The organism is Acidovorax sp. KPB24-07, assembly GCF_057543315.1.
Genome location: NZ_BAAJYS010000607.1, coordinates 1 through 1532 on the forward strand (window position 1 = coordinate 1; position 1532 = coordinate 1532).

General features: G+C 70.5%; 1 protein-coding gene. It reads left to right on the forward strand.

Annotated features, from left to right (window positions below; genetic code table 11):
* Nucleotides 1-63 precede the first annotated feature (63 nt).
* A complete protein-coding gene (locus AC27IQ_RS24310) occupies nt 64-1521 on the forward strand; it encodes a sensor histidine kinase N-terminal domain-containing protein (RefSeq protein ID WP_487091102.1) in 1458 nt (485 codons plus the stop codon).
* The last annotated feature ends 11 nt before the right edge of the window (nt 1522-1532 follow it).

Below are 1532 nucleotides of genomic sequence, written 5' to 3' on the forward strand. Positions count from 1 at the left end.
ATGCCCTAGTGATGATTGCGCTGACGGCCCTTTTGGCTTGAACCCCTCCACCGGCGTCCTGTCTTGAAGATCTTCCAGCGCGAGCAGCGCTCCCTCTTCGGCGAGATCCTGGACTGGATGCTCACGCCGCTCCTGCTGCTGTGGCCCGTGAGCCTGGCGCTCACCTGGCTGGTGGCGCAGGGCCTGGCCAACAAGCCCTTCGACCGCGCGCTGGAGTACAACGCCCACGCCCTGGCCCAACTGGTCACGGTGCAGGGCGGCAAGGCGCAGTTCAACCTGCCGCAGCCGGCCAGCGAAATCCTGCGTGCCGACGAATCCGACATCGTTTACTACCAAGTGGTCTCGCCCACGGGCGAGTTCCTCTCGGGCGAGCGCGACCTGCCGCGCCCGCCGCCGCCCGAGGACGAGCGCCCCCTGTCCGGCGAAGTTCGCCTGCGCGATGCCGAGCTGCGCGGCATCGAGATCCGCGTGGCGTCCATCTGGGTGCGGGTGCCGCTGCCGGGCGCGCCGGCCGCGCTGGTGCAGGTGGCCGAGACGCGCGAAAAGCGCAGCGTGCTGGCCACGGAAATCATCAAGGGCGTGATGCTGCCGCAGTTCGTGATCCTGCCGCTGGCCGTGCTGCTGGTGTGGCTGGCCCTGGCGCGCGGCATCCAGCCCTTGAGCCTGCTGGAGGAGCGCATCCGCGCCCGCAAGCCCGACGACCTTTCGCCGCTCGACCACAAGGCGGTGCCGCTGGAGGTGGCGCCATTGGTGGACTCGGTGAACGATCTGCTGGGCCGGCTCAGCGACTCGCTGGCCACGCAAAAGCGCTTTCTGGCCGATGCGGCGCACCAGCTCAAGACGCCATTGGCCGGGCTGCGCATGCAGGCCGACCTGGCGCAGCGCGAAGGCACCAGCACCGAGGAGTTGAAGCGATCGCTGCAGCAGATCGGCCGCTCCAGCATCCGCGCCACGCACACGGTGAACCAGCTGCTGGCCCTGGCCCGCGCGGAAGGCAGTGGAACGGCCCTGGCGCGGCAACCGGTGGACCTGGCCCGGCTGGTGATCGAGGTGGTGCGCGACTGCGTGCCGCGCGCCCTGGAAAAGCATATCGACCTGGGGTACGAGGGCGCCGAGCCCGGTGCGCCCGGCGTGTGGATGGAGGGCAATCCCACGCTGCTCAAGGAGCTGGCGCGCAACCTGCTGGACAACGCGATCAACTACACGCCCTCGGGGCCCGGGGCGCCGGGGATCATCACCGCGCGGGTGCTGGCCGACACCTTCGGCCACGTGCTGCTGCTGCAGGTCGAAGATTCGGGCCCCGGCGTGCCGCTGGCCGAGCGCGAACTGGTGTTCCGCCCCTTCTATCGCGTGCTGGGCAACGACGCGGACGGCTCGGGCCTGGGCCTGCCGATCGTGCTGGAGATCGCGCGCCAGCACAGCGCCACCGTGCAACTGGAAGACGCGCACCCCGGCCAAGTGCCGCCGGGCGCCCGGTTCAGCGTGCAGTTTCCCGCCCATCCGCCGCTGCCGCCGCCCTGACCGGCCGCGCG